The sequence below is a fragment of the Streptomyces sp. NPDC059499 genome, assembly GCF_042749285.1.
In the GTDB taxonomy this organism is placed as follows: domain Bacteria; phylum Actinomycetota; class Actinomycetes; order Streptomycetales; family Streptomycetaceae; genus Streptomyces.
On the sequence record NZ_JBHYTT010000005.1, the window covers coordinates 124597 to 149032 of the forward strand.

22 protein-coding genes, 1 tRNA gene and 1 pseudogene are annotated in these 24436 nt (G+C 70.7%); 15 read left to right on the plus strand and 9 right to left on the minus strand.

All coding sequences use genetic code 11. The features are described 5' to 3' along the window. Window positions 1-138 precede the first annotated feature (138 nt). Complete coding sequence (locus ACFW9O_RS14670) at window positions 139-609, plus strand: DUF485 domain-containing protein (protein ID WP_351174341.1); 471 nt, start codon at window positions 139-141, stop codon at window positions 607-609. Further along, on the plus strand, window positions 606-2255 hold the full coding sequence (locus ACFW9O_RS14675) for a cation acetate symporter (RefSeq protein ID WP_384609128.1): 1650 nt from the start codon (window positions 606-608) through the stop codon (window positions 2253-2255). The genes ACFW9O_RS14670 and ACFW9O_RS14675 overlap by 4 nt, the downstream gene beginning before the upstream one ends. Here the strand turns inward: ACFW9O_RS14675 and ACFW9O_RS14680 are convergent. From ACFW9O_RS14680 to ACFW9O_RS14690, 3 genes are all read right to left on the minus strand, one after another. After that, the gene (locus ACFW9O_RS14680) at window positions 2224-3117 is read right to left on the minus strand and encodes a cellulose-binding protein (RefSeq protein ID WP_384609130.1); all 894 of its coding nucleotides are present in this window, start codon (window positions 3115-3117) and stop codon (window positions 2224-2226) included. The two genes, ACFW9O_RS14675 and ACFW9O_RS14680, sit on opposite strands and share 32 nt — an antisense overlap. Window positions 3118-3317: 200 nt before the next feature. Further along, on the minus strand, window positions 3318-5840 hold the full coding sequence (locus ACFW9O_RS14685) for an SUKH-4 family immunity protein (RefSeq protein ID WP_384609629.1): 2523 nt from the start codon (window positions 5838-5840) through the stop codon (window positions 3318-3320). Between the two features lie 5 nt (window positions 5841-5845). Further along, a complete protein-coding gene (locus ACFW9O_RS14690) occupies window positions 5846-6823 on the minus strand; it encodes an SMI1/KNR4 family protein (protein WP_351174333.1) in 978 nt (325 codons plus the stop codon). Between the two features lie 261 nt (window positions 6824-7084). On the opposite strand from ACFW9O_RS14690, the gene ACFW9O_RS14695 reads away from it, so the two are divergent. Both ACFW9O_RS14695 and ACFW9O_RS14700 read left to right on the plus strand, forming a co-directional pair. Further along, on the plus strand, window positions 7085-7609 hold the full coding sequence (locus ACFW9O_RS14695) for a YwqJ-related putative deaminase (protein WP_384609134.1): 525 nt from the start codon (window positions 7085-7087) through the stop codon (window positions 7607-7609). Between the two features lie 10 nt (window positions 7610-7619). Next, window positions 7620-8138: an SUKH-3 domain-containing protein gene (locus ACFW9O_RS14700; RefSeq protein ID WP_351174329.1), complete on the plus strand. Its 519-nt coding sequence runs from the start codon at window positions 7620-7622 to the stop codon at window positions 8136-8138. A gap of 24 nt (window positions 8139-8162) precedes the next feature. Here ACFW9O_RS14700 and ACFW9O_RS14705 read toward each other — a convergent pair whose 3' ends face one another. Further along, window positions 8163-9488 (minus strand): sensor histidine kinase, encoded by a 1326-nt coding sequence (locus ACFW9O_RS14705; RefSeq protein ID WP_384609137.1) that lies wholly within the window; start codon window positions 9486-9488, stop codon window positions 8163-8165. A 156-nt stretch (window positions 9489-9644) separates the two neighbouring features. Between ACFW9O_RS14705 and ACFW9O_RS14710 the strand changes: the two genes are divergently transcribed. The 7 genes from ACFW9O_RS14710 (at window position 9645) to ACFW9O_RS14740 (ending at window position 15286) form a co-directional block, all read left to right on the plus strand. Beyond that, window positions 9645-10508, plus strand: coding sequence for a hypothetical protein (locus ACFW9O_RS14710; protein ID WP_384609140.1), 864 nt, complete (start codon window positions 9645-9647; stop codon window positions 10506-10508). A 15-nt stretch (window positions 10509-10523) separates the two neighbouring features. Continuing rightward, window positions 10524-10595, plus strand: a tRNA-Gln gene (locus ACFW9O_RS14715). A gap of 108 nt (window positions 10596-10703) precedes the next feature. Next, window positions 10704-12152: a bifunctional UDP-N-acetylglucosamine diphosphorylase/glucosamine-1-phosphate N-acetyltransferase GlmU gene (glmU, locus tag ACFW9O_RS14720; protein WP_384609142.1), complete on the plus strand. Its 1449-nt coding sequence runs from the start codon at window positions 10704-10706 to the stop codon at window positions 12150-12152. Between the two features lie 119 nt (window positions 12153-12271). Beyond that, a complete protein-coding gene (locus ACFW9O_RS14725) occupies window positions 12272-13252 on the plus strand; it encodes a ribose-phosphate diphosphokinase (protein WP_307126632.1) in 981 nt (326 codons plus the stop codon). 200 nt (window positions 13253-13452) lie between these two features. Beyond that, window positions 13453-14040, plus strand: coding sequence for a 50S ribosomal protein L25/general stress protein Ctc (locus tag ACFW9O_RS14730; protein ID WP_351168834.1), 588 nt, complete (start codon window positions 13453-13455; stop codon window positions 14038-14040). 106 nt (window positions 14041-14146) lie between these two features. Further along, window positions 14147-14740, plus strand: coding sequence for an aminoacyl-tRNA hydrolase (gene pth / locus ACFW9O_RS14735; protein ID WP_384609147.1), 594 nt, complete (start codon window positions 14147-14149; stop codon window positions 14738-14740). Window positions 14741-14815: 75 nt separating this feature from the next. Further along, window positions 14816-15286 carry a hypothetical protein gene (locus ACFW9O_RS14740; protein WP_384609149.1) on the plus strand — a complete coding sequence of 157 codons (471 nt, stop codon included), beginning with the start codon at window positions 14816-14818 and terminating at the stop codon, window positions 15284-15286. Window positions 15287-15313: 27 nt separating this feature from the next. On the opposite strand, the gene ppc is transcribed toward ACFW9O_RS14740, so the two are convergent. Then, window positions 15314-18043: a phosphoenolpyruvate carboxylase gene (gene ppc, locus ACFW9O_RS14745; protein ID WP_384609151.1), complete on the minus strand. Its 2730-nt coding sequence runs from the start codon at window positions 18041-18043 to the stop codon at window positions 15314-15316. Window positions 18044-18393: 350 nt separating this feature from the next. Here ppc and ACFW9O_RS14750 point away from each other — a divergent pair, with 350 nt between their 5' ends. Further along, complete coding sequence (locus ACFW9O_RS14750) at window positions 18394-19380, plus strand: acyl-CoA desaturase (RefSeq protein ID WP_384609154.1); 987 nt, start codon at window positions 18394-18396, stop codon at window positions 19378-19380. Then, entirely contained in the window at window positions 19377-20063 is a 687-nt protein-coding gene (locus tag ACFW9O_RS14755; RefSeq protein WP_351168844.1) for a TetR/AcrR family transcriptional regulator, read from the plus strand. The genes ACFW9O_RS14750 and ACFW9O_RS14755 overlap by 4 nt, the downstream gene beginning before the upstream one ends. Window positions 20064-20075: 12 nt before the next feature. Here the strand turns inward: ACFW9O_RS14755 and ACFW9O_RS14760 are convergent, their stop codons facing one another. Further along, window positions 20076-20441 carry a glyoxalase gene (locus tag ACFW9O_RS14760; protein ID WP_384609158.1) on the minus strand — a complete coding sequence of 122 codons (366 nt, stop codon included), beginning with the start codon at window positions 20439-20441 and terminating at the stop codon, window positions 20076-20078. Next, on the minus strand, window positions 20438-21238 hold the full coding sequence (locus ACFW9O_RS14765) for a trans-aconitate 2-methyltransferase (RefSeq protein ID WP_384609161.1): 801 nt from the start codon (window positions 21236-21238) through the stop codon (window positions 20438-20440). The genes ACFW9O_RS14760 and ACFW9O_RS14765 overlap by 4 nt, the downstream gene beginning before the upstream one ends. Window positions 21239-21326: 88 nt before the next feature. Between ACFW9O_RS14765 and ACFW9O_RS14770 the strand changes: the two genes are divergently transcribed. Further along, complete coding sequence (locus ACFW9O_RS14770; RefSeq protein ID WP_329210198.1) at window positions 21327-21824, plus strand: MarR family transcriptional regulator; 498 nt, start codon at window positions 21327-21329, stop codon at window positions 21822-21824. On the opposite strand, the gene ACFW9O_RS14775 is transcribed toward ACFW9O_RS14770, so the two are convergent. Then, complete coding sequence (locus ACFW9O_RS14775) at window positions 21783-22556, minus strand: response regulator transcription factor (protein WP_351168850.1); 774 nt, start codon at window positions 22554-22556, stop codon at window positions 21783-21785. The genes ACFW9O_RS14770 and ACFW9O_RS14775 overlap by 42 nt on opposite strands. A 280-nt stretch (window positions 22557-22836) precedes the next feature. Between ACFW9O_RS14775 and ACFW9O_RS14780 the strand changes: the two are divergent. Next, a pseudogene (locus ACFW9O_RS14780) lies at window positions 22837-23274 on the plus strand (GNAT family N-acetyltransferase); the annotation flags it as partial. Here the strand turns inward: ACFW9O_RS14780 and galK are convergent. Continuing rightward, entirely contained in the window at window positions 23264-24436 is a 1173-nt protein-coding gene (gene galK, locus ACFW9O_RS14785; RefSeq protein ID WP_384609632.1) for a galactokinase, read from the minus strand. The pseudogene ACFW9O_RS14780 and the gene galK overlap by 11 nt on opposite strands.

Sequence of the window (24436 nt, forward strand, 5' to 3'; positions counted from 1 at the left end):
CCTGCCTTGCAGTCCGTCCCCGGACCCGAGCCATGCAAGGAGCAGCACCCGATGTCGTACGACCACCCGCACCAACCCCCTTACCCACCGCGGCGGCAACCCCCGCTCCCGCCGCAACCCGCCTTTCCGCCACCCCGCATGCGCCCTCCCCGGCCACCGCGACAGCGCCCGCAGCCGCCCCCGTACCCGGGCGAGTACCTCCTGCCCTGGCAGAGTTCGTCACCGCAGCCGCCACCGCGCTGGCCCGCCCCCGCCGCCGTCCCCGTCCCCGCGCCCGGCCACCACGGCGACCTGCGCCGGCTTCGCACGGCCTACCGGGTACTGCGCCGCGTCGCGACACTGACCGCACTCGGCTACTTCACCCTGTTCCTCCTGCTGTCCGGATACGCACCCGGCCTGATGACCGACCCCGTGGGCGACGGCGGCCTCACCACGGGCCTCCTCCTCGGCCTGTGCCAGCTCCCCGTCACCCTCGCGGCCATCGCCGTGTACGAGTGGACCGCCCGGCGCACCGTCGACCCGCTCAGCGCCGGACTGCGCGACCGGGGCGCCCACCACGACAGGGGCGACGGGCCGGACGAACGCCGCCGCACCGGAGCACGCCGATGAACGGATTCGACGAGTCCGCCCAGACCATGTCCCTCACCGCGTTCATCGCCGTCGCCAGCGTCACCCTGCTGCTCTGCGTCATGACCGGCCCCGACCGCGACGACCTCGACGAGTTCTACACCGGCTACCGCTCGCTCTCCCCGCTGCGCAACGGCCTCGCCATCGCCGGCGACTACTTCTCCGCCGCCACCGTCCTCGGCACCACCGGCGTCATCGCCCTCACCGGTCACGACGGCCTCGTCCTCGCCCTCAGCACCATGCTCTCGCTCGTCCTGCTGATGTTCCTGCTCGCCGAACCCCTGCGCAACGCAGGCCGGTTCACCATGGGCGACATGCTCACCCGCCGGGCCCCCGGCCGGGCCGCACGCATCGCCTCCTGCGCGGTCACCCTCGCCGCCCTGCTCCCGCTGATGGTCGTCCAGCTCGCAGGCAGCGGCAATCTGCTCTCCTTCATCCTCGGCTTCGACAGCTCCGGATTCCGCACCGGCTCCATCATCACTCTGGGCGTCGTGATGATCGGCTACGCAGCCATCGGCGGAATGAAGGGCACCGCACTCATCCAGATCATCAAGACCGTGGTGCTCCTCGGCGCGGGACTCCTCGTCTCCGTACTCGTCATGAACCGCTTCGACTGGGACACCGGTGCCCTCCTGGCCGCCGCCCAGCGCGGCAGCGGCGCGGGTGCCGCCTACCTGCACTCCGGCCTGCAGTTCGGCGGCAACGACCTCGACATGATCAGCTCCGAACTGACCGTCGTCCTCGGCGGCGCCTGCCTGCCCCACATCACCATGCGGATGACGAGCGTCCGCAGCGCACAGGCCGTCCGCCGCTCCCTGTCCTGGGCGGTCTGCGTCGTCGTCGGACTCTGCCTGCTGCTCGCGATCATCGGCTTCGGCGCCGCGGCACTCGTCGGACACGACCTCATCACCGCCGCCGGCGCCCAGGGCAACAGCGCGATCCTCCAGGTCGCCGGAGCCGTCGCCGGCGGCGGCGCGGCCGGGGCACTCGTCGTCACCACCATGACCACAGCGATCTTCCTGACCCTGCTCGCCTCCGTCGCCGGAATGATCCTGGCCTGCGCCAACTCCCTGGCCCACGACCTGTTCGCCCACGGACTGCACGGCATACGCGACCGGAGCAGGGAACCCGTCACCGGCAGGATCGAGATGGGCACGGCGCAGGCCGCCGCCGTCGCGGTCGGGGCGACGGCCGTCGCCCTCGCCGTACTCGCCCGGCACTGGAACGTCCAGGCCCTCGTCGCGCTCTCGTTCTGCATCGGCGCATCGGCGATCGCCCCCGCACTCGTCTACAGCATGTTCTGGCGGCGCTTCACCCGCACCGGACTGCTCTGCACACTCCTGGGCGGCACCGCCTGCGTCCTCGTCCTCATCACCGGCACCAACCTCGTCTCCGGATCACCCGGTTCGGTGTTCCCCGGACGCGACTTCAACTGGTACCCGCTCACCACGACCGGGCTCGTCTCCATCCCGTTCGGATTCCTCGCAGGCTGGCTGGGCACCGTACTCGGCCGGGGCACGGACAACGAACAGCGCCGCCAGTACGAAGCCGTCGAACCCTGGATCCTGGCCGGCGCCCCACCCGCGGGCCGCCCGCTCAGTTCTCCGCGGGAGCCGTACGCCCGGTGAGCGCCGCCAGCGAACTGCGTACGTGCGCCATGTGCGCCCGCACCTCCTCGCAGCCCTCCTCGTGCTCACGCAGAACCCGCTCCGTCTCCCTGACCACACGGTCCCGGGCCGCCCCGGCACCGGACAACAACTCCGCGGCCCGGGCATCGGCGTCCTCCTGGCCGTGCCGGACAGCCTCCTCCGTCTCCGACAGCTCCCGCCGCGCCTCCACGAGCAGCGCCTCACCCCGCTCGGTCAGCTCCGCCTCGTACGCCACCGCCGCGGCCTCGGCCGCGGCGATCCCGTCCTCGGCAGCCTTCCCCCGCTCGGCATGCTCCTGCTCCTGATGGGCCAGCACACCCGCGGTACGACGACGCGTCTCCTCCATCGCCGCCTCCGCGACCGCACGCACCTCACCGGCCTCCTTGCGCGCCTCCTCCGCAAGACCCCCGGCCACCCCACCCGCCGCGGCCAGCACCTCCCGCGCACCGGCCTCGGCAGCCGCCCGCACCGCCGCCGCGTCCTCACGCGCCGCCTCACGGAGCGCCCGGCCCGCCGCGTCCGCCGCGTCCCGCAGCGCCTGCGCCTCCTCCAGCGCCCCACCCCGCGCCGCCTCCGCCTCGGCCTCCGCCAGCGCCAGGATCTGCTGGGGCCGCTCCCCCAGCGACACGTACGTCTGCGGCGCGAGCGAAGCCACCACCTCGCCGAGCCGCGCAGACTCCACCGTCAGCTCCTGCGCCAGAACCGTCAGCCGGGCGAGCCGCTCCCGGGCACCGTCCCGCTCCGCCGACAGGGCCGCCACGGTGCGGTCCACCTGCTCCGGCCGGTAACCACGTCCCCGTACACCGACAAAACCGTGCGCGGACACCGGTCCACCACTCATCCCTGAAGCCTCTTTCCCGCTCTCCGACTCCCCGACCACCAAGCAATACGTCAAGGATGCGGTAATTGGTGCCAGAAGTCGGAATCGATCAGCTGCATTCAGGACGGAAGCGACCGGCATCACAGACCCCGACACAACCGGACACAAAAGGCGCCCGGCCCCCTGCCGGGGTCCGGGCGCCTCACTCAGCACACGTCAGATCAGAGCAGCCCGTCCCACATCTGCTCCAGCAGAACCGACCACCAGCTCTCCGGCGACGCGAGCGCCGCCGGGTCCACAGCCACCAACTGCGCCTGGAAGTCGACCGTCCAACGGCCGGCCTGCTCCGGATTCAGCCCGAACCGCAACCGCCACATCCGGCCCAGCAACGCCATGGACCGCACGAACTCCGGCAGCCCCGTGTTCACGAACTGCGGCGGCACCGGCTGACCACCCGGACCCGGCTCGACCGGCACGGCCACGATGTTCGCCGTGCCGTACTGCACACAGATCGCCCGGCCGAAGTCCGACCCCATCACCAGGTACGAACCCGCGTCCGACGCCGGCTGCACCTGACGCTGCGCGGCCAGCTCCGCCAGCGTCGGCACCACCGGCTGCCCCGGCTGCGCCCAGAAGAACGGCCCGAAATCAGCGGGCAGCCCCGCCCACACGAGCGTCCGCCCCACCACCTCGGGCACACCCTGACGGGACACCGCACGCTGATCGAAACGGAGCACACCCTGCGGGCCGAACGCCTGCAGCAGCTCCTCCGCGAGCGCCTCGGGCGGCACGGCGCCGGCCGGCGGCAACTGCGGCAACGGAGCCCGCACCGGAGCCGGCCGCGCAGGACCGTCAGCGACCTGGTGCAACTCACCCTGATGCGTGAGCAGATGCTGCATGCCCTGCTGCCGGCTCGCATGGTCCGTCCCGTACGGGGCGACGCTCGTGATCCGCACCTGCGGCCAGGTCTCCCGGATCATCCGCGCACAGTAACCACCCGGCAGCTCACACGACTCCAGCTCCGTGTGCAGCTCGATGACCTGCTGCGGCGGCACGTTCATCGCCCGCAGCTCGTGCAGCATCTGCCACTCCGGGTGCGGAGTACCGGGAGCCGAACGGCGGATCAGCTGCTGCTCGCTGCCGTCGGGCGCGCGGAAGCGCAACACGGCCTGGTAGCCCGGGCCGACCGTCGGCTGCCCGGGCGGCTGCTGCGGATACCCGTACGCCGGAGGCGGCGGGGTGTGCGGACCCGGCATCCCGGGCGGACCCGGAGGACCGGGCGGCTGCGGAGCAGCCGGGCCCACCGGGCCCGGACCGGCCATCATGGTCGCGGCGTGATGCACCCCGCCACCCGGAGGCGGCGTGGAACCGAACGGGGCGGGCGGCTGCGGGGCACCCGGCCCGCCGATGCTCGAGTCGGCGAACATCGTCGCCGCATGATGCACCCCGCCACCCGGAGGCGGCGCCGCACCAGGAGGACCCGGAGGACCGGGAGGCCCCGGAGCAGCAGGCGGCTGCGGAGCACCCGGAGCACCGGGCGGACCCGGGGGCCGCGGAGCGCTCGGCCCGCCGATGCTCGAATCGGCGAACATCGTCGCCGCATGATGCACCCCGCCACCCGGAGGCGGCGTCGCACCAGGAGGACCCGGAGGACCGGGAGGCCCCGGAGCAGCAGGCGGCTGCGGAGCACCCGGAGCACCGGGCGGACCCAACTGCGACACGAGCTGCGTCGGTACGTAGCCACCGGCCGGCGCACCGGGCGCACCCGGCCCCGACGGCGGCGGAGTCGCACCGGGCCGCGCACCCGGGACACCGGGTGCCCCGGGCGGCGGCGGAGTCGTCGAACCGGTCCCACGCGCACCGCGCGAGACCACGGCCTTGCTCGTCGCCGCGTCCGCGATGTCACCCGCACTGCTCCCCGGAGCCGGGGTCCGGTTCGGAGCCGCAGGAGTGGCGGCCGCGGGCTCGCCCGGAGCACCGGGCCGCGGGTTCAGTCCGGGAACGATCGAGGTCCTGGGCAGCTGGCTGCCCCCCGACATCAGCGCCGTGGGCGCCTCCGCCGACACGACCGGAGGCGGCGTCCCCTCGTCGTCCGAACCGGACAGCGGCGGCGAGAACACCGTCGCCGGCAACGGCACCGCACCGTCGTCCGAGTCCGCGTTCGTGTCCGTCCCCGCCCACGGCGTAGCGCCCGCGGGCACCCCGTCGGACGAAGTCGGCTCGTAGTCCCGCTGCCCGCCCGCAGCAGGCCACCCGGCCCCGCCCGAACCGGACGGACCCGACGGTGCCGACGGACCCGGAACGGGAAGCGGACCGGGAACCGGATCCGGCGCGGACGGCGCCCCCGGGGCAGCCTCCGCACGACGGTCCGGAATCCCCAGCTTGTCCGCCGCCTCCTGGAGCCACTCCGGCGGGCTCAACAGGAACGACGTCTGATTCAGATCGATACGCGCCGGCGGCTCCGGAGCGGCAGGCGCCGCATCGGACACCCCGTACTCCTCCTCGTACCGCCGGATCACCTCACCCACGGGCAGCCCGGGCCACAGCGTGGCCTCACCACTGTCACGGGCGATCACCAGCCGCTGACGGCCCCCGTCCGAAACAGGGCCCTCCGCACGGTCCTCGGCCCACACCACGAAACCCAGCTCGAACTCACGGACCCGAACCTCACGGTGCTGATACGCGGGCACGTCACCGTTGACCCACTCGTCCGCCCGCTCCTGTGCCTGCGCGAAGGTCACCACCGCGCTCACCCCTCCACCGGGACGGCCTGCGCGAAGCCACCGTCCACCATCAGATTCGCCACGGTCTCCAACTCCGGCGGATTACCCGCCAGACGCTGGAGGAAGGCGTCGAAGTCCGCACCGCAGGGAAGCAGCAACCGGTCCACGCGCTCCTGCACGCTCCAGCCGTCCTGGTCCCGGGCATCGTCGTACGCGCAGAACCACACCGATCCCACATCGCCGCCGCGCACCTTCACGGCGACGATGCCGCCCTGGACGAAACCGACGCCCAGATAATCCTTCGTGAAGTGGTCCCGCAGGCACTTGTTGACGTACACCAGGTCGTTCACGGCCGCCTCCTCACGCACCGTGAAGAACGGCTGGTCGACCAGCAGCCCGAGCTCCGCGTCGAGCGCCGCACCCACCGGGGCAGCACCGCCCGCCGCCTTCAGGAACGAGCGGTACGCACCCGGAAGCCGGTAACCGAGATCCTCCTCGACACTCAGGACCTGCTGCTCGCTCACCGCGACCGCGCCCTTCGGCAACCGGAAGTGGGCCGGCCGGGTCTCCTGCAACGGCCGCGTACCCCGCCGGTTCTGATCCACCTGGGTCGTCGCCAGACCGCCGTGATGACGCAGCAGCGCCTTCACCTCGACCGGAACGAGCTCCATCCGCCGGCCACCCGCCACGTGATGCCACGTCCAGCCGTGCGGGGTCGCCACGGCCGGGATGGTGTCCCACAGCTCATGCCCACTCGCCGCCATGGCCGCGTTCGCCGACACGTAGTCGGTGAGCCGCAACTCATCGATACCGAACCCCGGCGGGGGATCGGCGATCTCCGCGGCTGCCCGCGCGTACGGCGAAAGGTCCGGACGGCCGTTCTCGTCCACGCGCACACCTCTGGGGTGGCGGGAAGCCCGGACCGGATCCGGGAAGTGCACGACCTGCCCGGCATAGGCCGCGTTCGGTGGCGCGGCTTGCTGCCCGAGCCGACCTGTCGTCATGGCGGTTGCCCCCTGCTGCGTCTGGTGTTCAGCACAGCCTATGCGGTGGCGCAACAAGGGGTCCCGCCCCTCCGATTCACTCACCGAACGTCACCATCAGGTGACGGACGTGCGACGGTCGGGCCACCGAGCCGCGACACGCAGACACGTTTCACCGCCCCAGCTTCCCCAGCGCCCCGCACATTTGGCAGGCTGTCCCCCGCAACGCGGGGGCGTGCACGGCTGCAGCTGCCGCTGCGGGCACGGGAGGGACACCAGCACATGCACACTGCACAGACAGTCACATCCGGAGATCCGAGACTCAGCTGGAGCACCACCGGAGCCGGCACCGCACCCCGACTCCAGCACCGCCGCGACGGCATCCTGCCGGCCGTGGCCGCAGCGCTGTCCGTACGCGGAGAGACACTGACCTGCACGGCCGGCAAAGGGGACCAGCCCCCCGTGCTCCACCCACTCGTGCAGGACTTCCTCGACACCCTCACCAGCGGCCAGCGCGAACGCTTCACCGGACGCTGCCCCGAAGCGATACTGCTGTCCCGGCAACTCACCGCCGCCGACGAAGGCCGCTCCAAGCGCGCCCAGCGCAAACCCCTGACCAACGGCGAAGCCCGCCGCGTACTCAAACACGCCCGCCTCACCGCCCGCCGCATCCGCGAGGACGGCGACCCGCTGCACGGCAGCTACGCACCCCCCTGCCGCTCCTGTGCGGAGATGCTCGCCCACTTCGGCGTACGACCCGTCGACCTCACCGCATCCGGTGCGGCGACCACCGCCGAGAAGGGCTGACCGCGAACAGATGCACGACCGAACCGAAGTCCCCGCCCAACAGGACCGCAGCTCCACCACCCGCTTCCCCGTCGCCGTCGACGCCGCACTGCGCGAGGCCGGGTGGCAGCCCGGACGCTGGGACATCCGCCAGGCCGAGGAATGGGCCGACGCCCTGCGCTCCCACGCCTCACCCGCAGGGCACCAGCACGCCGTCTTCCCGGCCGCGGTCGAGGCCTGGGCCGAGTTCGGCGGACTGCGCATCACCGCATCCGCACCCGGCCGGCAGATCGCACCCGCCGCCGTACGCATCGACCCCCTCAGCGGACTGCACCTGGCACGGACACTCAACGACCTGGGACGCGCTCTGGGCACCGAGATCGCCCCGCTCGGCGAGGAGGGCGACGGACAGGCGGTCCTCGCGATCGACAACGAGGGACGCGTCTACTCCATCGACCACACCGGGGACTGGTACCTCGGACCCGACATCGACGGAGCCCTGGCGACACTCGTCGGCGGAGTGCAGCCGGAACGGCTCACCTCGGGCTGAACAGCCGGCCCGCCCCCGCCGCCCTCACGCCGCGGACGGCCCGGACGTGTCCGGCAGAACCGCGGAGACCCGGAAGCCACCCGCGTCCGTCGGACCCGAGACGAAGACACCGCCCAGCCCCAGCACCCGCTCCCGCATCCCCACCAGACCGTTGCCACCGCTCGGCAGACCCGCGTCCGCCGTGGCACCGTCCGTCGGACCGTTCTCCACCTGCATCGCGACCTCCGCACCACGATGCGCCAGCCGCACCCAGGTCTTCGCACCCGCCGCGTGCTTGTGCACGTTCGTCAGAGCCTCCTGCACCACCCGGTACGCCGTCTGCTCGACCTCGGGGGCATACGGGCGCAGCTCACCGTCCACCGACAGCTCCACCGTCATACCGGCCTCACGGGACTGCGCGATGAGCATCTCCACCTCCCGCAGCCGCGGCCCGTCCTCCACGGCCGCCGCGGCGGCCGCGGCAGCGGCCCGCCCCACCGACGCGAGCGGCACCCGCCCCACCGGAGGGGCGATCAGCGCGTCCCCGGTGCGCAGGACCCCGAGCATCTCCCGGAGCTCCGTCAGCGCCTGCCGCCCCATGTCACCCACCAGCGCCGCGTTACGCACGGCCTTCGCCGGATCCTTCGGAGCGACCGCCTGGAGCGCCGCCGCGTGCACCACCATCAGACTGACCCGGTGCGCGACCACGTCGTGCATCTCACGGGCGATCCTCGTCCGCTCCTCGGTACGCGCCCACTCGGCCCGCTCCTCGGCCCGGTCCGCAAGGAGCGACAGCTCCCGCTCCAGCGAGTCGGCCCGCTCCCGCAGACTCTCCATGAGCCGCCGCCTGGCCCCGATGTACAGACCGAACAGCACCGCCGGCGCCGTCATCCCCAACGACATGAAGAGCGACAGCAACGGCACGTACCAGACGCCCGGCCCGAAGTCGGCGTGATCGCTGACGCTCTGCCGAAGCCGCACGTACGTGACGATGAAGGTGCCGACGAGCGTCATCCCCGTGAGGACGACGGTGATCCTGCGCGGCACGTCGGAGGCGGCCAGCGTGTACAGGCCGACCAGCCCCATCAGGAAGCCCATCTCGGCGGGCGTCGTCGCGATCGACACCAGCACCACCGCGATCGGCCAGCGCCGGCGCACCACCAGCACGGACCCTGCCAGCAGCCCGAAAAGCACCCCGATCGGCACCGGCATCCCGGTGTCCCCGGCGAACGCCACCCCCTCCAGCGCACACTCCAGCGCCGAAACCAGCGCCAGTCCTACATCCAGGGCGACACTGCGCCGCCTTTCCCACCACCAGTAGCTGCGGGTGGTCGAGCCCGCCGCTTCCCGGTCTGCCCCCGTTGCGGTCATGGCATCCAGACTACGGGCGGACGCATCCCATTTTCGGGCGACTCCGTCAGCACACGACGTCATCGGCCACGCCACGAATGGTGTGCAGATCCCACGATCCGGTGAACAGCTCAGCCTTCCGGGCCGGACGTCCGCATTCCGGACGATCGTTTTCGCATGACACATGCCAGCGGCAAGTACGAGAACTTCGAAGAGCTCCGGGAGCAGGCGATCGCACTGCGACGGGAGGGGCTGAGCCGCCGCCAGATCCGCGACCGGCTGCTCGTCGACAACAACGACATCCTGAACCTCCTCCTGGAGGGCGAACCGGCACCGGAGTGGACGAAGCGCCCGAACGCCAAGGACGACCTGCGGGCAAAGGCCCGGGAGCTGCGGCTGCAGGGCATGACGTACGACGCGATCCAGGTGGAGCTGGGGTGCTCGAAGGGCTCGATCTCACTGTGGGTACGGGACCTGCCGAAGCCTGAACGGAGCAGGTCAGCGGTCGAACAGGCGCGACTCGCGGGGAGAATGCGATGGGACCACGAGCTGGCCGTGCGCGACGCCGAACGGCAGCGCACGAAGCTGACCGCCAAAGAGGAAATCGGTGCTCTGGCTGATCGGGATCTCTTCCTCGTCGGCGTCGCCCTCTACTGGGCCGAGGGCACGAAGGACAAGCCGTACGACCGTCGCGAAAACGTCACCTTCATCAACAGCGACCCCGGTGTGATCCAGACCTACCAGGCATGGCTGACTCTGCTAGGAATCACACCGGACCGACTGTCCTACCGACTCTCTATTCACGAGTCCGCAGACGTCGAGACCGCCAAGCTCTACTGGGCCGCGCTGGTAGGAGTCGACGTTTCTGTCTTCCAGAAGACGTCACTGAAGAAGCACAACCCAAGGACCGTCCGGAAGAACGTGGGCGAGGACTACCGAGGGTGTCTGGTGGTCCGTGTTACGCAAGGTGCCGAGTTGTATCGTCGAGTTGAGGGCTGGTGGCACGGAATCGTGGAACAGGCCCAACTCCACCTCAGGTAGGGTCTGACGCAGTGATCCGCCGTGGGGTAGCGGCATCCCGCAGGCCTTTGGAGCCTTGAGACGCTGGTTCGAATCCAGCCGGCGGAGCCCACGCATCCGGGCCCCGACCTCACGGTCGGGGCCCGCGCTCGTTTCGGGCGGAAACACCCCCGGTATCCTGCGGGTGTCCACCACCCGAAGCCGAAGGGCACATCCGTGAGCGCCAACAGCCCGGCAGCCGTCGTCGTCCTCGCAGCGGGTGAGGGCACCCGCATGAAGTCGAAGACACCCAAGGTCCTGCACGAGATCTCCGGGCGCTCGCTCGTCGGGCATGTCGTCGCCGCGTCCCGTGAGCTCGACCCCCAGCACCTCGTCGTGGTCGTCGGCCATGCGAGCGAGCAGGTCACCGCACATCTCACCGCCGGGGACACCCCCGTGCGCACCGCCTACCAGGCCGAGCAGAACGGCACCGGGCACGCCGTGCGGATGGCGCTCGAGGAGCTCGGCGGCACCGTCGACGGCACCGTGATCGTCGTCTGCGGCGACACCCCGCTGCTGTCCGGTGAGACGCTCTCCGCGCTCGCTGGTACGCATGCGGCCGACTCCAACGCCGTCACCGTGCTGACCGCCGAGGTCCCGGACTCCACCGGCTACGGCCGGATCGTCCGTGACGCGGTCACCGGCGCGGTCATCGAGATCGTCGAGCACAAGGACGCCACCGAGGACCAGAGGGCGATCCGGGAGATCAACTCCGGTGTCTTCGCGTTCGACGGGCGGCTGCTCAGCGAGGCGCTCGGCAAGGTCCGCACCGACAACAGCCAGGGCGAGGAGTACCTCACCGACGTCCTGTCGATCCTGCGCGCGGCCGGTCACCGGGTGGGCGCCTCGGTCACGGGTGACCACCGGGAGATCCTCGGCATCAACAACCGGCTCCAGCTGGCCGAGGCCCGTCGGCTGCTCAACGAGCGGCTCCTGGAGCGCGCCATGCTGGCGGGCGTGACGGTCGTAGAGCCGGCGTCGACCGTGATCGACGCGACGGTCACGTACGAGCGGGACGCGATCGTGCACCCGGGAACGCAACTGCTGGGCACGACGCACCTCGCGGAGGACTCCGAGGTCGGCCCGAACTCCCGGCTGACGGACACCGTCGTCCACGCGGGCGCCCGCGTGGACAACTCGGTCGCGCAGGGGGCCGAGGTGGGCCCCGGGGCGACGGTCGGCCCGTTCGCCTATCTGCGGCCGGGCACCAGGATGGGCGCGAAGTCCAAGGCCGGTACGTACGTGGAGATGAAGAACGCCACGATCGGCGAGGGCACCAAGGTGCCGCACCTGAGCTACGTGGGTGACGCGACGATCGGCGACCACACCAACATCGGTGCGGCGAGTGTCTTCGTGAACTACGACGGTGTGGCCAAGCACCACACGACGATCGGGTCACACTGCCGGACCGGGTCCGACAATATGTTTGTGGCGCCTGTCACGGTCGGGGACGGCGTCTACACCGCGGCCGGATCGGTCATCACCAAGGACGTGCCGGCCGGTTCGCTGGCCGTCGCACGGGGCCAGCAGCGGAATATCGAGGGCTGGGTGGCCCGGAAGCGTCCCGGCAGTGCCGCGGCGCAGGCAGCTCAGGCCGCCACCCAGGAGGCCGACAGCGAAAGCTGACCGGAAACAGGTGCGCCTGACTCGGCGTACCGTGATAGATGCTCACCCATTTCGGCTGGCTCGTTGCACATCGGGACACATGCGTGCAGCGCCAGAAACACGTCTGAGGAGACTGTGCTGTGACCGGGATCAAGACGACCGGCGAGAAGAAACTGATGTTCTTCTCCGGCCGCGCCCACCCCGAGCTGGCCGAGGAGGTCGCACACCAGTTGGGTGTCGGCCTCGTGCCGACGAAGGCCTTCGATTTCGCCAACGGTGAGATCTACGTACGTTTCCAGGAGTCCGCCCGCGGCGCCGACTGCTTCCTGATCCAGAGCCACACGGCTCCGATCAACAAGTGGATCATGGAGCAGCTGATCATGCTGGACGCGCTGAAGCGCGCGTCGGCCCGTTCCATCACGGTGATCGTGCCGTTCTACGGGTACGCCCGTCAGGACAAGAAGCACCGTGGCCGCGAGCCGATCTCGGCCCGTATGGTCGCCGACCTGATGAAGACGGCGGGTGCGGACCGCATCCTCACCGTCGATCTGCACACCGACCAGATCCAGGGCTTCTTCGACGGCCCGGTCGACCACCTGTTCGCCCTGCCGATCCTGGCGGACTACGTGGGTGCGAAGGTCGACCGTTCGAAGCTGACGATCGTCTCTCCGGACGCCGGCCGTGTGCGTGTCGCCGACCGCTGGTGCGACCGTCTGGACGCCCCGCTGGCGATCGTGCACAAGCGCCGCGACAAGGACGTTCCGAACCAGGTCAGCGTCCACGAGGTCGTGGGCAACGTCGAGGGCCGGGTCTGTGTCCTGGTCGACGACATGATCGACACGGGTGGCACCATCTGCGCGGCCGCGGACGCCCTGTTCGCGCACGGTGCCGAGGACGTCATAGTGACGGCGACGCACGGTGTGCTCTCGGGCCCCGCCGCGGACCGTCTGAAGAATTCCAAGGTCAGCGAGTTCGTCTTCACGGACACTCTGCCGACCCCGGGTGAGCTGGAGATCGACAAGATCACGGTTCTCTCGATCGCTCCGACGATCGCGCGTGCGGTGCGCGAGGTCTTCGAGGACGGTTCGGTCACGAGCCTCTTCGAGGAGCAGGGCGACTGACGCCTTCGGACCACCTGCGGGTGATCCACTTTGGGATGCGGCCTCCCCGCCGGGTAGACTCACGGAGTTGCTCGGCGAGGGAGGCCGTTCTCATGAGTTCTCATGGGAGCCGCCGGTCCGTTATCGACGCGCTCTTCGTAGCAGGCCTGTCGTGGGCCGGGTGACTTCCGACTTTTTCGTCACCTTACGAGGAGTGCATCATGGCCGAGATCAAGCTCGCCGCCGAGGCCCGTACCGAGTTCGGCAAGGGCGCTGCCCGCCGTACCCGTCGTGCCAACCTGGTCCCCGCGGTCGTCTACGGCCACGGTGCGGACCCCGTCCACATCACGCTGCCGGGCCACGAGCTGCAGCTCGCGCTCCGCACCGCGAACGTCCTGATCGGTCTCGAGATCGACGGCAAGGACGCCCTGGTCATCCCGAAGGCTGTCCAGCGCAACGCCATCAAGGGCAACATCGAGCACGTCGACCTCCTCACCGTGAAGCGCGGCGAGAAGGTCGAGGTCGAGATCGCGGTGCACGTCGAGGGCGAGCTGGCCCCGGGCGGCAACCTTCTCGAGTACGTGCAGAACACCCTGCTCGTCGAGGCCGAGGCCACGCACATCCCCGAGTCGGTCACGGTCTCCATCGCGGGCCTCGACGCCGGTGACTCGATCCTCGCCAAGGACATCCCGCTGCCCAAGGGTTCCGTGCTGGCCGGTGACGAGGACGCCGTCGTGCTCCAGGTCGTCGCCGCGCAGGCCGAGGAGCCGGCTGCGGAGTCCGCCACCGAGGCGACCACCGAGGCCTGAGCCTCACCGCACCTGCTTGACTGACGGGGTGGCGGTTCCCTTCCGGGGGATCCGCCGCCCCGTTTCCCTGTATCCCACCCGTCCGTACGCGAGGAGACCCAGCGCGATGTCCGACGCCACCGACCCCTGGCTGATCGTGGGCCTCGGCAACCCCGGCCCCGAGTACGCGGCGAACCGGCACAATGTCGGGTTCATGGTCGCCGACCTGCTGGCCGAGCGCGTCGGCGGGAAGTTCAAGCGGGCGCAGAAGGCGCAGGCGCAGGTCCTGGAGGGCCGGATCGGCCCGCCCGGTCCTGCGAGCCGTCGTGTGGTCCTGGCGAAGCCGATGTCGTACATGAACCTGTCGGGCGGTCCTGTGACGGCGCTGCGCGACTTCTACAAGGTGCCCACGGACCACGTCGTGGCGATCCATGACGAGCTGGACATCGATTACGGGATGCTGCGGCTGAAGCTGGGCGGCGGTGACAACGGGCACAACGGGTTGAAGTCGATGACGAAGTCGATGGGTCCGGAGTACCACCGGGTGCGGTTCGGGATCGGCCGGCCGCCGGGGCGTATGCAGGTCGCGGACTTCGTGCTGAAGGATTTCTCGTCCACGGAGCGCAAGGAGCTCGGCTATCTCGTGGACCGGGCGGCGGACTCGGTGGAGTCGTTGCTGGCGGACGGGCTGGAGCGGGCGCAGTCCACGTACAACTCCTGACATTCCCCCTGGTTCCAGGGGCATTTTCGGCCACAGGTTGACCGAGGGCATCGCTCTGCCCAAAGATCGGCCCCCATGAAGCGGAGTTCCTCCCACCGGCTGTTGGCCCACGGCCGTATGTTCGCCGCGGGCTGCCTTGTCCTTCTGGTGCTCGTCGCGGGCGCGTGGACGTCGTGGAACACCGCGCACCACATCGTCCTGGCCAAGGGCCGCGAGCACGGCACGATGTCGGTCACGGGCTGTGGCGAGGACGTGTGCACGGGGTCGTTCGCACCGGACGCGGAGTCCGGGAAGCGTCCCGGCGTGACGATCGCGAGGTCCGTCGCGGTGAAGAAGGGGGACCGTTTCCCCGTCGTGGTGAAGCCCGGCACCGGTGAGGTCGTACGCACCGGAACGCCGGGCTTTCTGCATGCGTGGGTGCCGTTGGGCGGTGCGCTGGTGCTGGCCGCCCTGGTGATCGGCGGCGGTATGCGGCTGACCCGGACCGCGTGGGGCACCGGGATCGCGGGTGCGGTCCTGCTGGTGGCGACGTTCATCGCCCTCTAGACAGGGCCGCACCCGCTCCCACGGGACTCAGCCGGTGTTGCGCAGGCCCGCGGCGACACCGTTGACGGTGAGCAGCAGGGCCCTGGCGAGCAGCGGGTCGGCTTCCTCGCCGCGCTCGGCCGCCTTGCGCTGGCGGGCGAGGAGCGACACCTGGAGGTAGGAGATCGGGTCCAGGTAGGCGTCGCGGATGGCGAAGGTCTGCTGGAGCACCGGGCTGGTGCCGAGGAGTTCCTTGCCGCCGGTGACCTTGAGGACTTCCTGGACGGTGAGCTCGTGCTCGGCCTCGATGACGTCGAAGACGTGCTGGAGTTCGTCGGGCACGAGGGTGTCGACGTAGTGCCGGGCGATGCGCAGGTCGGTCTTGGCGAGGGTCATCTCGACGTTGGAGAGGAAGTTCTGGAAGAAGTGCCACTGTTCGTGCATCTCGTCCAGGACGGTGTCGAGGCCGGCTTCGCGCAGTGCCTTGAGGCCGGAGCCGACGCCGAACCAGCCGGGGACGATCTGCCGTGACTGGGTCCAGCCGAAGACCCACGGGATGGCGCGCAGGCCGTCGAGCGAGACGCCCGAGCCGGGGCGGCGGGAGGGCCGCGAGCCCAGGTGCAGGTCGGCGAGCTGGTCCACCGGGGTGGAGGCGAGGAAGTACGCGGGCAGGTCCGGGTCCTCGACCAGCTTGCGGTACGCGTCGTGGGCGGCGTCGGAGACGGTGTCCATGGCCGCGTCCCAGCGGGCGAGTGCCTCGTCGGACTGGCGGGGGGCCGTGTGCAGCGCGGAGGCCTGGAGGGTGGCCGCGACGGTCAGTTCCAGGTTCTCCCGGGCGAGTGCCGGGATGAGGTACTTGTCGGAGATGACCTCGCCCTGTTCGGTGACCTTGATCTCGCCCTCCAGGGTGCCCCAGGGCTGCGCGAGGATCGCGTCGTGCGAGGGGCCGCCGCCGCGGCCGACGGTGCCGCCGCGGCCGTGGAAGAGGCGCAGGCGTACCCCGTAGCGGTGGGCGACGTCGCGGAGGCGGCGCTGGGCGCGGTGGATCTCCCACTGGGAGGTGGTGATGCCGCCGAACTTGGAGGAGTCGGAGTAGCCGAGCATGACCTCCTGGACGTCGCCGCGGAGGGAGACGAGGAGGCGGTAGGAGGGGTCGGCGAGCATCTCGTCGAGGATGACGTCCGCGGCGCGCAGTTCGTCGGTGGTCTCCAGGAGCGGGACGATGCCGATCTTGGCCCAGCCGCCGTGCAGGTCGAGGAGGCCGGCTTCGCGGGCGAGGACGGCGGCGGCGAAGACGTCGTCGGCGCCCTGGCACATCGAGATGATGTAGGACTCGATGACTTCGGGGCCGAAGCGCTCGAAGGCTTCCTTGATGGTGTGGAAGACGCCGAGGGTCTTCTGGCCGGCGGCGTCGAGCGGGGCCGGGGTCGGGGCGAGCGGGCGGCGGGAGCGGAGTTCCTTGGCGAGGAGCTTCTGCCGGTAGTCGCGGGGCATGTCGGCGTAGCGCCAGGACTCCTCGCCGAGCCGGTCGAAGAGCTGGCCGAGGACGTGGTGGTGGGCGTCGGCGTGTTCGCGTACGTCCATGGTGGCGAGCTGCAGGCCGAACGCGGAGAGCGTGCGGATGGTGCGGTCCATCCGGCCGTCGGCGACGATGCCGCCCTTGTGCTCGCGCAGCGAGGTCTGGATGAGGGCCAGGTCGGTGATGAGCTCGGCGGTGCCGAGGTAGTCGCAGCCGGGACGGTGCGGGGTGCCCGAGGCGAGGCGCTCGCGGGTGTTGACGAGCTTCTGCCGGATGCAGGTGGCCTTGAGCCGGTAGGGCTCCTCGGCGTTCAGCCGCTTGTAGCGGGGGCTGATCTCGGGCAGGCGCTCCAGGTCGGTCTGGAGGGAGGTGAGGAGCTCGTCGGTGGCTCCGGTGTAGCGGATGGAGTTGGAGAGGAGTCCGCGCAGCTGGTCGACGAGTTCGAGGGCGTCGGTGATGCCGTGCTCGTGCTGGAGGATCAGCACCTCCCAGGTGACGGCGGGCGTCACGTTGGGGTTGCCGTCGCGGTCGCCGCCGATCCAGGTGCCGAAGGTGAGGGGGCGGGTGCCGGCGGGCAGTTCGACGCCGACGCGCTCCAGCTCGGCGGCCAGGTCCTCCAGGACGTCGCCCACGGCGTTGGCGTGGAGCTCGTCGAGGTAGTAGATGGCGTTGCGGGCCTCGTCGGCGGGTTCCGGGCGGACGACGCGCAGTTCGTCGGTCTGCCAGATGAGGTCGATGTTCTCGGCGAGCCGGATGTCCTGGCGGCGCCGGTCGGCCTCGATGACCGGGGTCTCCAGGAGTGCGGCGATGCGGCGGAGCTTGTTCAGTACGGAGCGGCGTGCCGCTTCGGTGGGGTGCGCGGTGAAGACGGGCCGTACGTTGAGGTTCTTGACGGTCTCGCGCAGGTGTTCGGGGTCCGCGTCCTTGAGTCGGTCGGCGGTGCGGGCGAGGAGCCCGCCCTCGGCGGCCCGGCGGTCGCGCATCTCGTGGGCGCGGTGGACCTGCTCGGTGACGTTGGCGAGGTGGAAGTACGTGGAGAAGGCGCGCACGAGCTGTGCGGCGGTCTCCAGGTCCGTGTCGCCGAGAAGCTGGGCCGCCGCTTCGCCGTCGGTGCGGGTCAGGGCGCGGACGCGTTCGACGAGGTCGAGGAGGTCCTGGCCCTCCTGTCGTACGAGGGTCTCGCCCAGCAGGTCACCGAGGCGGCGGATGTCGGCCCGGAGTTCGGGGCTGGCGGCAGGGGTCTGGTCGGCACTGCTCACAGTGTGCGGCTCCTTGCAGTGGTTGAGCACTTCTGTCACAGGGGGTCCGGGGCTGTCGCGGTGTTCACGTCACCCCCGGGAAAGCAGAGTGCGGACCGCGCTGTCCGACCCACCCAGGATAGGTGTCCGGGGGATCGGCGTGCTCGTTGCCCTGGGAGGCGTCCTGGATCCGGGGTATGCGAAGGGTGTGGGCCCGTCCCTCCGGGGCTGTCCGCCCGGCGGTCCCGAGGGACGGGGTGGTGCCGCTCTCGTGTTGCGGGCCCCTTCACTGCCATACTTACGTCTCCGTAGGTTACGGATGCGTAGCCCGCTCATTCCGTCATATTTTCTCACCTCACGGGGGACTCCCCATGCCCACCAGCCCCGACGTGATCAACGACGGTCTGCCGCCGGCGGCCGGAGGCCCCACGCCTCCGCCCGCCACGCTCGGCGGCGACAAGAAGCGTTCGGTCGAGCAGATCGCACTGCTGCTGTTCATCGTGGTGCCCTTCGCGGCCCTGGTCGCCGCCGTGCCGCTGGCCTGGGGCCGCGGAGTCAGCTGGCTCGACCTGGGTCTGCTGGTCGGGATGTACTACCTCGGCTGCCACGGCGTCACGATCGGTTTCCACCGCTACTTCACCCACGGTTCGTTCAAGGCGAAGCGTCCGCTCCGTATCGCCCTGGCCGTCGCGGGTTCGATGGCGGTGGAGGGTCCGGTGGTGCGCTGGGTGGCCGACCACCGCAAGCACCACCGTTTCTCCGACGCCGAGGGCGACCCGCATTCGCCATGGCGGTTCGGTGAGACCCTTCCGGCCCTGATGAAGGGCCTGTGGTGGGCCCACATCGGCTGGATGTTCAACGAGGAGCAGACGCCGCAGCACAAGTACGCCCCCGACCTGGTCAGGGACCCCGCCATCCGCGCCGTCTCACGTCACTTCCTCACCTTCACGATCATTTCGCTGGCGATCCCGCCGCTGGTCGGCGGCCTGGTGACGATGTCGTGGTGGGGTGCGTTCACCGGGTTCTTCTGGGGTTCGCTGGTCCGGGTCGCGCTGCTGCACCACGTGACCTGGTCGATCAACTCGATCTGCCACGCGGTGGGCAAGCGGCCCTTCAAGTCCCGTGACAGGTCCGGGAATGTGTGGTGGCTGGCGGTTCTGTCGTGCGGCGAGTCGTGGCACAACCTGCACCATGCGGACCCGACGAGCGCACGGCACGGGGTGATGCGGGGCCAGATCGATTCGAGCGCCCGGCTGATCCGCTGGTTCGAGAAGCTGGGCTGGGCGTACGACGTGCGGTGGCCCGATGCTTCACGTATCGACTCCCGGCGCAAGACCGTGGCCGCCGACCCGGCATGATTGACGACGTGGCGACCGACGGAAGCACCAGCGGCGAGACGAGCAGGCCTGCCCCCACCCGCCGGACCCGGCGGGTCCGGATGACCGGCAAGGAGCGCCGCGAACAGCTTCTGGACATCGGGCGCACCCTTTTCGCCGACAAGGGCTTCGAGGGCACCTCCGTCGAGGAGATCGCGGCGCGTGCCGGAGTCTCCAAGCCGGTGGTCTACGAACACTTCGGCGGCAAGGAGGGCCTGTACGCCGTCGTGGTGGACCGCGAGATGCGCCAGCTGCTGGATCTGGTCACCGGCGCTCTCACGGCGGGTCACCCGCGTGAGCTGCTGGAGCAGGCGGCGTTCGCGCTGCTCGACTACATCGAGACGTACACGGACGGCTTCCGGATCCTCGTCCGCGACTCCCCGGTCGCGCAGTCCACGGGCACGTTCGCGTCGCTGATCAGTGATATCGCCACGCAGGTCGAGGACATCCTGGGCCTGGAGTTCAAGGCCCGGGGCTTCGACCCGAAGCTGGCCCCGCTGTACGCGCAGGCGCTGGTCGGCATGGTGGCGCTGACCGGCCAGTGGTGGCTGGACGTCCGTAAGCCGAAGAAGGCGGAGGTCGCGGCCCATCTGGTGAATCTGGCGTGGCACGGGCTGGAGAACCTGGAGTCGAAGCCGCGTCTGATCGGCCACCGCAGGAGCTGATCGGCGCGGCCGTCAGCCGGCGACCGGCTCCAGGAATTCGAGCCGGTTGCCCACCGGGTCGTAGGAGTAGAAGCGGCGGTGGCCCGGGAGGTCGCCGTCCCATTCGACCGGGACACCGTGCTCCGCCAGTCGGGCGGCGTAGGCCTCGATGCCCGTGACGCGCAGGCCGGGGTGGGCCTTCTTCGCCGGGCGGAAGTCCTTCTCGATCCCCAGGTGGAGCTGGAGGGGACCGGCCCGGAACCAGCAGCCGCCGCGGGCTGCAAGAACCGGGGGCTTGGGAAGTTCCGTCATGCCGAGGGCGCCCACGTAGTACGCGCGCAGAGCGTCCTCGGAGCCTTCCGGGGCGGCGAGCTGGACATGGTCGAGGCCCGTGATCATCGCTTCTCCCTGCGGGCGACGGCGAAGATCCGGCGGAACGGGAAGACCGTGCCGTGCGGGCCTGCCGGGTAGGCGGTGCGCAGCAGGTCGCGGTATTCGGCGACGAAGGCGTCCCGGGCCTCGGGTTCGTCGGCCAGGGCGGTCAGGACGGGGCGCAGGCCGGTGCCCTTCACCCAGTCGAGGACCGGGTCCTCCCCGCCCAGGAGGTGCAGGTACGTGGTCTCCCAGACGTCCACCGTGCGACCGGGTGCGGTCAGGCGTTCCAGGTAGTCGGCCGGGTCGAGTACGGCGTCGCCGTGGCGGAGCAGGCCGTCGAGGCGTGCGTGCCAGCGCGGGGAGCCGGCCAGTTCGCGCATGAGGGTATGGCTGGGTGCGTCGAAGTTGCCTGGGACCTGGAAGGCGAGGGTGCCGCCGGGGGTGAGGGCGTTCAGCCAGTGGGGGAAGCGGTCGGCGTGGCCGGGTACCCATTGGAGCAGGGCGTTGGAGACGATCAGGTCGTACGTCTCGTCGGGCGTCCAGGTCGTGGCGTCGGCCTCGGCGAAGTCCAGCCGGGGTCCGGCGTGGGCGTGGGCGCGCTCCAGCATCTCGGGGGAGCTGTCGTAGCCGGTGATGCGGGCCTGTGGCCAGCGTTCGGCCAGCAGGGTGGTGACGTTGCCGGCGCCGCAGCCGAGGTCGGCGATCCGGGGAGCGTCCTCGTGGGGCAGGGGCCCGATGCGGGCCAGGAGGTCGTGGAAGGGGCGGGTGCGGTGGTCCGCGTGGCGCAGGTACTGCTGCGGATCCCAGAGGGGTGCGGTCATGGGTTCAGGATCGACCCCCAATTATCTTGATGTCAAGACACTTGAATTCAAGAGACTTCATGTCGAGGGACCATCTACACTGATCGACATGGAGGACGAGGTCGACCGACTGGTCGCTGCATGGCGCCGCGAGCGCCCCGACCTCGACGTGGAACCACTCGAGGTACTGAGCCGCGTCTCCCGCCTGGCCCGCCACCTGGACCGGGCGCGCAGGATCGCCTTCGCGGAGCACCACCTGGAGCCCTGGGAGTTCGACGTCCTGACGTCGCTGCGCCGCGCGGGCGCCCCCTACCAGCTCTCCCCCGGCCAGCTCCTCACCCAGACCCTGGTCACCTCCGGCACGATGACCAACCGCATCGACCGGCTGACCAAGAAGAACCTCGTCGAGCGGCTGCCCGATCCGAGTGACCGGCGCGGCGTCCTCGTACGGCTGACCGCGGAGGGCCGTGACAAGGCCGACCAGTCACTCGCCGGCCTGCTCGACCAGGAGCGGGCCATCCTGGCCGAACTGTCCCGTGGGCAGCGCGGCGAACTGGCGAACCTGCTACGCCAGTTGACCGCCCCGTTCGACAACGTCCCCGGATAGCGCGGCCGGACCCACCCCGGCCCGCCTGGCCAGGGCCACGGCAGCCAGCGTCGAGTGCACGCCCAGCTTCCCCAGCACGTTCTGCATGTGCGTACGCACCGTGTGCGGGGACAGGAACAGCCGCTCCGCGACCGCCTTGCGGCCCAGGCCCGCCACCATGCACCGCAGCACCTCGCGCTCGCGCGGCGTCAGCGACTCCACCAGCTGCTCGCTCTCGGTGCGGTGCTTGCGCGCCGTGGTCAACTCCCGCAGGACGCCCGTCAGCAGCGCGGCGGGCAGATGCGTCTCGTCCCGCAGCACACCCCGAATGACCGTCAGCAGGCGCTGCAGCGAACAGTCCTTGGCGACCCAGCCCGACGCTCCGGCCTGCAGCGCGAGCGCCGCCCTGCGTGGGTCGTCCTTCTCGGCGAGCACCACCGTGCGCACCGTCGGCTGCCCCGAACGCACCCCGGCCACCAGCGAGATGCCGTCCACCGGAGCGGTCCCGTTCGGCCCGCTGTCCGGTACGGGCACGGCCCGGGCACCACCCGTGGCCAGGATGCCCAGCTCGGCGTCGATCAGCATCACGTCGTAGCGGCGCCCCTCGGCGGCCGCGCGCTCCAGGCATCGCAGCGCGGCGGGGCCACTGCCCGCGGCCGACACGTCGACGTCCGGTTCGGCGGCGAGGGCCGCCGCGAGGGACTCGGCAAAGATGCGGTGGTCGTCCACCACCAGGACTCGGATACGAGCCACGGACACCCCCATGCTGTGTCAGCTCCTGGGGTGCCCCTGTCCGGCCTCCCCGACGGGGACGGACCACGGCGGACACGACGCCCGGGACACAGAGGGTGAGCAGCCGTTCCACGGCCGCCGCCGTGTCCGACCGCCACCCGCCCCGGGCGTCGTATCCGACTGTCTCGTCCCCTGAATCAGCACCGGCCCCCACCGGTGCTGTGCATCAGCGTACGGCGGGCGGTCGACGGCGGAAGGCAATTCACAGAACTGACTGTCCAAGGTGTTTAGGGTGTGCTTCATGTTCCGTCTTGAGACAGAAGTAGACAAGGAACGTCGCATTCTGCTGGGCCGACGGCTGCACGACGACAACTGGGCCGGATCACCTCACCTGCGGTCCCTGGCCGGCACCTCCGCCGAGCACGAACTCCCGTTGGAGGTATGGCTCCTGGACGGGCAGGGAGCCCTCGCCGGCGGGCTGAGCGGGCGGACCTGGGCCCACTGGCTCCATGTGGACCTGCTCTGGGTGGACGCCGGCCACCGCGGCCGGGGCCTCGGGGCGCGGCTGCTCACCGAGGCGGAACGCCTCGCCCACGAGGACCGGGCCTGTACCCGCTCCCGGCTGGAGACCTGGGACTTCCAGGCCCCCGCCTTCTACCGGAAGCAGGGGTACGAGGTGGTGGGCGAGGTCGAGAACTACCCGCCGGGAGTGACCGAGTTCATCCTGGTCAAGCGGCTGGACCGACCCGCCGGGCGCCCGCCGAGGGAACGGCGGGGAAGACGCCTGGCGTGGCGTGACCGGCGGAAGTGAAGGCTTCCAGAACGGACTTGGTGACCGTGTCCGCCGTGGCCTCCTCCACCAGCACGATCGCGGAACCGCCGAAGCCGCCCCCGGTCATCCTGGCCCCGAGCGCCCCGGCCGCGTTCGCCGCGGAGACCACCAGGTCCAGCTCCGGGCAGGAGACCCGCAGATCGTCGCGGAGCGAGACGTGCCCCTCGTTGAGCACCGGGCCCGCCGCGCGCACCTCCCCCGCGTCGAGCAGCGCGATGACCTGCTCCACACGGTGGTTGTCGCTCACCACATGGCGGACGTAGCGCACGACCGACTCGTCCTCGCCCGCCGCCTCCAGCGCCGCCAGTGCGGCACCGAGGCCCTCGTACGGGAGATCGCGCAGGGTGCCGATGCCGAGGGCGCGCGCCCCCGCCTCGCAGCCGGCCCGCCGCTCCGCGTACGCCCCGTCGCCCAGAGCGTGCTTGACCCGGGTGTCGACGACCAGGAGCTGCAGCCCGTGCGCGGCCAGGTCGAAGGGGACCTGTCGCTGGGTGAGGTCGCGGGTGTCGAGGTGCAGCGCGTGACCCTCGGTGCAGCAGGCCGAGGCCATCTGGTCCATGACCCCGCACGGCACGCCGACGAAGGCGTTCTCGGCGCGCTGGCCGAGCACCGCGAGCTCCGCAGCGCCGAGGCCCAGGCCGAAGAGATCGTTCAGCGCGAGGGCGGTGACCACTTCGAGGGCGGCGGACGAGGAGAGTCCGGCGCCGACCGGGACGGTGGAGGTGAGCTGGATGTCCGCGCCGGTGACGGCGTGGCCGGCCTCGCGCAGGGCCCAGACCACGCCGGCCGGGTAGGCCGCCCAGCCGTGGCCCGAGTGCGGGGTCAGCTCGTCGACGCGCAGCGACACGACTCCGCCCGGTACGTCGGTGGAGTGCAGGCGCAGTTCGCCGTCGGTGCGGCGGGCGACGGCGGCGCGGGCGGCGTGCGGAAGGGCGAGCGGCATGACGAAGCCGTCGTTGAAGTCGGTGTACTCACCGATCAGGTTCACCCGTCCGGGCGCTGCCCAGATTCCCTCCGGGGCTCTCCCGTACAGCTCGGTGAAGGAGGCGGCCAGAGCGCTGTCGTTCAT

Bases quoted from the DNA above. Each gene is read 5' to 3' on its own strand.
- ACFW9O_RS14740 (WP_384609149.1), top strand. From the start codon at position 14,816: ATGAAGCGGAGTTCCTCCCACCGGCTGTTGGCCCACGGCCGTATGTTC.
- ACFW9O_RS14730 (WP_351168834.1), top strand. From the start codon at position 13,453: ATGGCCGAGATCAAGCTCGCCGCCGAGGCCCGTACCGAGTTCGGCAAG.
- ACFW9O_RS14750 (WP_384609154.1), top strand. From the start codon at position 18,394: ATGCCCACCAGCCCCGACGTGATCAACGACGGTCTGCCGCCGGCGGCC.
- ACFW9O_RS14765 (WP_384609161.1), bottom strand. From the start codon at position 21,238: ATGACCGCACCCCTCTGGGATCCGCAGCAGTACCTGCGCCACGCGGAC.
- ACFW9O_RS14675 (WP_384609128.1), top strand. From the start codon at position 606: ATGAACGGATTCGACGAGTCCGCCCAGACCATGTCCCTCACCGCGTTC.
- ACFW9O_RS14695 (WP_384609134.1), top strand. From the start codon at position 7,085: ATGCACACTGCACAGACAGTCACATCCGGAGATCCGAGACTCAGCTGG.
- galK (WP_384609632.1), bottom strand. From the start codon at position 24,436: ATGAACGACAGCGCTCTGGCCGCCTCCTTCACCGAGCTGTACGGGAGA.
- ACFW9O_RS14710 (WP_384609140.1), top strand. From the start codon at position 9,645: ATGACACATGCCAGCGGCAAGTACGAGAACTTCGAAGAGCTCCGGGAG.
- ACFW9O_RS14705 (WP_384609137.1), bottom strand. From the start codon at position 9,488: ATGACCGCAACGGGGGCAGACCGGGAAGCGGCGGGCTCGACCACCCGC.
- ACFW9O_RS14670 (WP_351174341.1), top strand. From the start codon at position 139: ATGCGCCCTCCCCGGCCACCGCGACAGCGCCCGCAGCCGCCCCCGTAC.
- ACFW9O_RS14680 (WP_384609130.1), bottom strand. From the start codon at position 3,117: ATGAGTGGTGGACCGGTGTCCGCGCACGGTTTTGTCGGTGTACGGGGA.
- ACFW9O_RS14755 (WP_351168844.1), top strand. From the start codon at position 19,377: ATGATTGACGACGTGGCGACCGACGGAAGCACCAGCGGCGAGACGAGC.
- ACFW9O_RS14760 (WP_384609158.1), bottom strand. From the start codon at position 20,441: ATGATCACGGGCCTCGACCATGTCCAGCTCGCCGCCCCGGAAGGCTCC.
- ACFW9O_RS14770 (WP_329210198.1), top strand. From the start codon at position 21,327: ATGGAGGACGAGGTCGACCGACTGGTCGCTGCATGGCGCCGCGAGCGC.
- ACFW9O_RS14690 (WP_351174333.1), bottom strand. From the start codon at position 6,823: ATGACGACAGGTCGGCTCGGGCAGCAAGCCGCGCCACCGAACGCGGCC.
- pth (WP_384609147.1), top strand. From the start codon at position 14,147: ATGTCCGACGCCACCGACCCCTGGCTGATCGTGGGCCTCGGCAACCCC.
- ACFW9O_RS14700 (WP_351174329.1), top strand. From the start codon at position 7,620: ATGCACGACCGAACCGAAGTCCCCGCCCAACAGGACCGCAGCTCCACC.